Annotated in this window: 7 protein-coding genes and 1 pseudogene; 4 read left to right on the top strand and 4 right to left on the bottom strand. The window is 31.0% G+C overall.

Going from position 1 to position 6413, the window contains the following annotated elements:
- From ELQ10_RS02100 to ELQ10_RS02090, 3 genes and pseudogenes are all read left to right on the top strand, one after another.
- A pseudogene (locus ELQ10_RS02100) lies at positions 1 to 423 on the top strand (ShlB/FhaC/HecB family hemolysin secretion/activation protein); the annotation flags it as partial.
- Positions 424 to 518: 95 nt separating this feature from the next.
- Positions 519 to 1409, top strand: a complete 891-nt coding sequence (gene cmoB / locus ELQ10_RS02095; protein WP_134250119.1) for a tRNA 5-methoxyuridine(34)/uridine 5-oxyacetic acid(34) synthase CmoB — start codon at positions 519 to 521, stop codon at positions 1407 to 1409.
- Positions 1410 to 1481: 72 nt separating this feature from the next.
- On the top strand, positions 1482 to 2060 hold the full coding sequence (locus ELQ10_RS02090) for a hypothetical protein (protein ID WP_002873190.1): 579 nt from the start codon (positions 1482 to 1484) through the stop codon (positions 2058 to 2060).
- Here ELQ10_RS02090 and ELQ10_RS02085 read toward each other — a convergent pair whose 3' ends face one another.
- Positions 2061 to 2234 (bottom strand): hypothetical protein, encoded by a 174-nt coding sequence (locus ELQ10_RS02085; RefSeq protein WP_002855981.1) that lies wholly within the window; start codon positions 2232 to 2234, stop codon positions 2061 to 2063.
- Between the two features lie 8 nt (positions 2235 to 2242).
- Positions 2243 to 2770, bottom strand: a complete 528-nt coding sequence (locus tag ELQ10_RS02080) for a thermonuclease family protein (protein ID WP_044306050.1) — start codon at positions 2768 to 2770, stop codon at positions 2243 to 2245.
- A gap of 67 nt (positions 2771 to 2837) precedes the next feature.
- Between ELQ10_RS02080 and ELQ10_RS02075 the strand changes: the two genes are divergently transcribed.
- Complete coding sequence (locus ELQ10_RS02075) at positions 2838 to 4106, top strand: M20/M25/M40 family metallo-hydrolase (RefSeq protein ID WP_134250118.1); 1269 nt, start codon at positions 2838 to 2840, stop codon at positions 4104 to 4106.
- On the opposite strand, the gene ELQ10_RS02070 is transcribed toward ELQ10_RS02075, so the two are convergent.
- Both ELQ10_RS02070 and ELQ10_RS02065 read right to left on the bottom strand, forming a co-directional pair.
- Positions 4089 to 5336 (bottom strand): MFS transporter, encoded by a 1248-nt coding sequence (locus tag ELQ10_RS02070; RefSeq protein WP_134250117.1) that lies wholly within the window; start codon positions 5334 to 5336, stop codon positions 4089 to 4091. The genes ELQ10_RS02075 and ELQ10_RS02070 overlap by 18 nt on opposite strands.
- Positions 5337 to 5375: 39 nt before the next feature.
- Positions 5376 to 6215: a cysteine ABC transporter substrate-binding protein gene (locus ELQ10_RS02065; protein ID WP_134250116.1), complete on the bottom strand. Its 840-nt coding sequence runs from the start codon at positions 6213 to 6215 to the stop codon at positions 5376 to 5378.
- Positions 6216 to 6413: the final 198 nt, after the last annotated feature.

The following is a 6413-nucleotide window of genomic DNA, read 5'->3' as shown; positions in this document are numbered from 1 at the left end:
TTCTTTAATGATACCTTTACTCATCTTTTTAGTTTAAATTATCAACAAGTTATCAATGGAGCTACATTAGATAGTAGTGAAACCATATCTTTAGGAGGTCCTTATGGAGTAAGGGCTTATAATAATGGAGATGGAGAAGGAGATAATGCTGTAGTGGCTAGCTTTGGACTTAGAATGGCTACTCCTTTAAAAGATTTTTATATCACTCCTTTTTATGATATAGGTTATTCTTGGTATGAGAATGATTCTAAACTATATAGAGCAAGTGAAACAAACTATATGGATGCTTATGGTTTACAACTGCTTTATAATAAAACAGGGAATTTTTATGTTAAGCTTGATTTAGCTAGAGCTTTAAAGAAATATAAACTAGATGATGATCATAGTTCTAAAGCTTATGTGAGCTTTGGGAAGTATTTTTGAGTTTTTAAAAATTTATTTTTGATCAAATACTTAATGCGTATGAGATTTATATTGCCATAAAAGCTTTTAATGTTATAATTTAGCATTAAAAGCAAATGTCAAGGATAAAAATGCAAGAAAATTTACTCGAAAAACAATTTCTAAATCACCCTTTATACGCTAAAATTCAAGAACTTAAAGCTCTCAATCTTGCTTGTAATTTTTCTTTAGGCGATAGCGTGAATTTATCTACAAATTCTCAAGCCAAAGATGAAATCTTAGCCATAACAAAAGAACTCAAACCATGGAGAAAAGGTCCTTTTAAAATAGACGATCTTTTCATCGATACGGAATGGCAAAGTTTTATTAAATTCAACATTCTAAAGCCTTTCATGAACGAAATTTCTCAAAAATGCGTTGCTGATATAGGCTGTAATAATGGTTATTATATGTTTAAAATGCTTGAATTTAATCCTGCAAAACTCATAGGTTTTGATCCTTCTATCAAATACCGTTTGCAATTTGAACTCATCAATGCTTTAGCTAAAACTCCTATAAAATACGAACTTTTAGGCGTAGAAGATCTTCCAAACTATGGCTTGAAATTTGATGTGATTTTCTGTCTTGGGGTGATTTATCATAGAAGTGATCCTATAAAAATGCTAAAAGATTTAAAAGCAGGACTTAATAAAAATGGAGTTGTTTTTTTAGATACCATGTATATAGAAGATGAAAGAGAAATTGCTCTTGTACCTAATAAAACTTATTCTAAAATTCCAAATATTTATTTTGTACCAAGCATTAGTGCATTAAAAAACTGGTGTAAAAGAGCAGGATTTAAAGAATTTGAAGTTTTGGCTACAAAAAAAACCGATGAAAACGAACAAAGAAAAACAGAATGGATAGACTCTTTTTCGCTGGAAAATTTCTTAGATCCAAAGGATAAAAATCTTACCATTGAAGGCTATGAAGCACCCAAAAGAGTTTATATACGCATTAAAATATAAATTCTTTTTATTTTTTGCCGATATTGAAATTTAGATATTTTGAAGTAGATAAGTAGAATTTAAAGGTTAGATATGGCAAAAAAAGATAATTTTGAAGAATATGCACAACTTGAAGAATACGCATCTGCAGAAGATATATCTCGCGTTAGAGCAGAATTACTCACTTGTCCTGAATTAAACACCTCGCTTGCTGGAACCATTATAGAAATTGATAAAAACTATGCCAAATCAATTTTAATAACCACAAGCGAAATGGTAGCAGATGATCAAGGATTGATTTTTGATGCCTTTATTTTCGCTGCGGCAAACTATGTAGCACAAGCCTCTATCAATAAAGAATTTTCAGTGATTATTGGATCAAAATGTTTTTTTTATGCTCCGCTTAAATTAGGCGATGTTTTAGAACTTGAAGCTCATGCACTTTTTGACGAAACCTCCAAAAAAAGAGATGTAAAAGTGGTTGGACATGTTAAAGAAATTAAAATGTTTGAAGGAACGATACAAGTTGTTAGCACTGATGAGCATATATTTAAACTCAAGCGTCCGCCACTTAACACTGTTAAACCTACAGAAAATCAAGAACAAGGCGCCAAAATCAACAATCCAGAAGCCGTAGCAGCTGCATTAATGGCCTCTGTGGGTGGAAAATAATCAAGGAGTCATTTTAATATCCACCCAATTTTTTGGGCAATCCTTATGATAAGTTCCGCTTCCATCATAATACTCTTTACAATCATCATAAAAACGATTTGAAATCCCTCTTTCATTTACAAAACATCCAGAAATTCCTAAAGCTAATAGTATCATTAAAGTATATTTTTTCATGTTTTTCCTTAGAATTTATTGTGTTTTCTCCATTTATAAGGCTCTATAGGATTACCCTCTTTCCAAAGACCTAAATGATTTTTCTTAGCATTTTCTTGTTCTTTGATATAAGCGTTACTATAGTAAGTATCAGCCCAAGCATAGCCTTTGCTTACTAAAAATCGATTAATATCAACGTCATTAAGCTTTACAATAGCAACAATTCTACCATAAGTATCTTTATTTTTATAAATAATTTCAACTTGTTTGCCGCTTAAAATTCTACTTAAAGCTTCTTTTGATTGCTTTCCAAAACTTTGTTTAAGTTCTGGTGCATCTATACCAAAAAATCTTATTCTAGCGAGTTTGTTTTCATGATTAACTTCTATAGTATCTCCATCAATAATTCTAACTACTTTTCCTTCAAAACTAGAATTTTGGGCAATATAGTTCTGGATAAAAACAACTACAAGAGTGAAGATTAATACAGAAAAAAGTTTTTTTGGATCACTTAGTAATTTTCTCAGATTAAACATTTTTTTATAATTTATTCTCATTTTTTAATCATTTTGCCTTTAAATTTTAAAAAATATGCCATAATTTTATCAAAACAAAGGAGATAAAATGCAAAATGTTATAGAAAATTTTAAACAATTATGCAAAATTCCTCATTGCAGTTATGAAACAGAACAAATGAAAGAATTTTTAAGCTCTTATGCTAAAGATAAAGGCTTTAAAGTGAGTGTAGATAAAGCAGGAAATATTCATGCTATAAAAGGCAAACCAAAAATTTGCCTACAAAGCCATTATGATATGGTCTGTATGGGCGATGCACCAAACTTAGAAGTTTATGAAGAAAATGGCTTTTTAAGAGCCAAAAATTCAAGTCTTGGCGCAGATAATGGTATAGGTATAGCCATCATGATGAGTGCTATGGCTGAATTTGAAAATTTAGAGTGTCTTTTTACAAACGATGAAGAAGTAGGACTCATGGGAGTGAATTCACTCGAGCACACTTTAGAATCTAAAATGCTTTTAAATTTAGATCATGAAAGCGATGATGAGATCATGATAGGCTGTGCAGGTGGAGTAGATATAGAAGCTAGCTTGCCTTTTAACACCCTTAGAAAAAAGGGTAAAATTTATGAACTTTGTGCACAAAATTTTAAAGGTGGACACTCAGGCATAAATATCATACGCAATGAAAAAAGTTCCATCAAAGAAATGGCTAAATTCATACAAGAAAATGAAGGAGAAATCATTTCTTTTGAAGGCGGAGAAAGAATCAATTCTATACCTAAACACGCCAAAGCTTTAGTGCATTTTAAAAATGAAGTAAAGAGCAACGACTGGATAAAATGCGAATTTAAAGAAGAAGGCGAATTTGAAATTTGCGATCAAAGCAAAAAACTTTTAAGTCTTATAAATTCTTTTGCTCATGGGGTTAGAGCTTATGATGAAAATCTAGGCATAGTTCAAACAAGCATTAACCTAGCTACTTTAAGAATGGAAAACCAACAAATCAAATTTGCACTTTTTGCAAGATCTAATGTGCTTGATGGGCTTAAGCAAGTAGAATTTGAAACTTTAGAATTTTTCAAAGCTTTTGATTTTAAAGTAAGAAGTTTTAATTTCTATCCACCTTGGGAAGGCAAACCAAACGCACTTAGCGACATGGTTTTTAAAGCACTTAAAAAAGTATCGCCTAATGCCAAAGTTTCAGCTATCCATGCAGGACTTGAGTGTGGCATTATAGAGAAAAAACAAGAGCTTTTATGTGCTTCTATAGGCCCAAATATCCATAATCCTCATTCAACTGATGAGCATTGTGAAATCGCTTCAGTTGAAAAAATATCTAAGGTTGTTTTTGAAGTTTTAAAAGACAATGCTTAATTCTTTAATCTTGCTTCTTGCAAAAACGCGTTTTAACAAAAACACACAAAGCAAGGAGCAAAATCCCACTATAGCAAGATAAATACCTAAATACTCTTTATAAAAAGCATTAACTACAAAAGGGGTTAAAAAGCCTAAAATCGCATAAGAAATATTATAAGCAAAACTAAGCCCACTAAATTTAAGTTCGCTTTTAAAAATTTGCGTCATAAAAACAGGCGCGAAAGTAATAATACCTTGTGCAAAACAAGCCAGTAAAAAATAAAATAAAAAATTCTCATCATAAAAACTAAAAAACATACCAAAGATAATAAAAGCTATACTAAAAATAGAGCAAATTTTATAGCTTCCCCATTTGCTTGCTAAAAAACCTTGAAATAAAGCTCCAAAAATCACCGCTAAAATAGCAAAATTTTGCACCCATAAAGCAGAAGTTTTACTCATAGCTAAAAGACTTTCAAAATACTTAGGCAAAATCATCAAAGTTGCCACACCGCTTGTTAAAACCATGGTCATTAAAAAACAAACAAGCATACTCATTTTATGAGTTTTTAAAGCTTCAAACAATGGAAAATTTAAAATTTTCTTTTCATTTTGAACTTTTATAAATTCTGGAGTTTCGCTGAGTTTATTTCTTAAAAACAAAGCTAAAATTCCAAAAAATCCTCCTATGATAAAAGGAATTCTCCAAGCATAGCTTTGAACTTCTTCTGGGGTAAAATAAGATCTTATGCCTAAAGTGGCAATATTTCCTAGCAATAAACCTATGGTTAAAGTCGCTGAAATAAAACCAAGAGCTAAAGGAATTTGACGCCCTTTGACAAATTCGCTCACATAAATCCAAGCTCCGCTCACCTCAGTTCCAACGGCTAAACCTTGCAAAATACGAATAGTAAATAAAATCAAAGTAGCAAATATACCTATACTTTCATAACTTGGCAAAAAAGCTAAAGCAAAACTAGGCAAAACCATCAAAAGCATAGAAATATAAAAAATATTCTTTCTTCCGTATCTATCAGCAAAATGTGCCATCACAATAGAACCAAAAGGACGCGCTAAATAAGCAGCACCAAAGGCTATATAAGCATTTATCTGCATCCAAAAAGCATCATTTTGCGGAAAGAATACCTTAGCAAAAATATCCAAAAAAAAGGTAAAAAGCACAAAATCATAAAATTCTAAAATTCCACCCAAAGAAGCATAAATAATATTTTTGTATTTTTTTTGCATATTTTATCCTAAATCAACTAAAGGGCAAAAAGCCCTTTATTAAATTTTTCCACCTTCAACCACTACATCATCAGCCTTAACATCATCTCCAAAATGAGCTTTTAAAGTTTCATCATAAGCCTTGTGAAAAAACTGCTCTTGGCCTAGTTTAATGATCAAATTATCGATAAATTCTTTAAGTTCTTTATCGCCTTTTTTAACTGCTGGTGCGATAACATCTTTGTTACCTAACTCTTTGATACCCATTTTAAAATCAGGATGATCTTTCACCCAAGCAAAAAGTAAGGTATTATCATGACTTAAAGCATCGCCTCTTTTATCCATCAAAGCGGCAAAGGTTTCGGTATTTTGATCATATTTTAAAGTTTTAATATTAGGATAATTTTGCGTAAAATAAGCATCTGCTGTTGTGCCTTTGTTTAAAAGCAAGGTTTTATCTTTTAAATCTTCTACGCTAGTTATATTACTATCCTTTGGTACAGCTACGCCTAAAGCTACCTTCATATAAGGCAAGCAAAAATCAACCTGCTCTGCCCTTTGCGGAGTTTGAGTAAAATTAGCCAAAATAATATCTACTTTATTTGATTTTAAAAACTCAACCCTATTTGCAGCTTCAACAAGAACAAATTGTACCTTGCTTTCATCTCCAAAAAGTTCTTTTGCTATGCGTTTAGCTAAAGCTACATCATAGCCTTGATTGTTTCCTTTCTCATCTACATAACCAAAAGGTGGTTTATCGCCAAATACCCCAATCCTAACAACTCCATTTTGCTTGATCTTATCAAGAGAATTTAAAGTTTTAGAGTCAGAATTTCCTCCACAAGCAGCCAATACTACTGCAACAAAGGCCGTTAAAACACTTAGAAGTATTTTTTTCATACATTTCCTTTCTTTAAAAAATAAGCTTAAAGCTGTTGCAAAAATATATAATAATTGCAAAGTTAATTATACTTAAAATTATAAATAATGCATTTGAAACAAACTAAAAAGATTTTCCTATGTGTAAAAATGTAATTAATCCCACACTCTCTTTTAGCATTGTTTAAATTTTAAGTAAAAAAAGATATAATCTTTTTT

This window comes from Campylobacter sp. US42a (assembly GCF_004379055.1).
Lineage (GTDB): Bacteria > Campylobacterota > Campylobacteria > Campylobacterales > Campylobacteraceae > Campylobacter_D > Campylobacter_D jejuni.
Note: the sequence above shows the minus strand (reverse complement) of the source record. Positions and strands in the feature narration are given on the sequence as shown.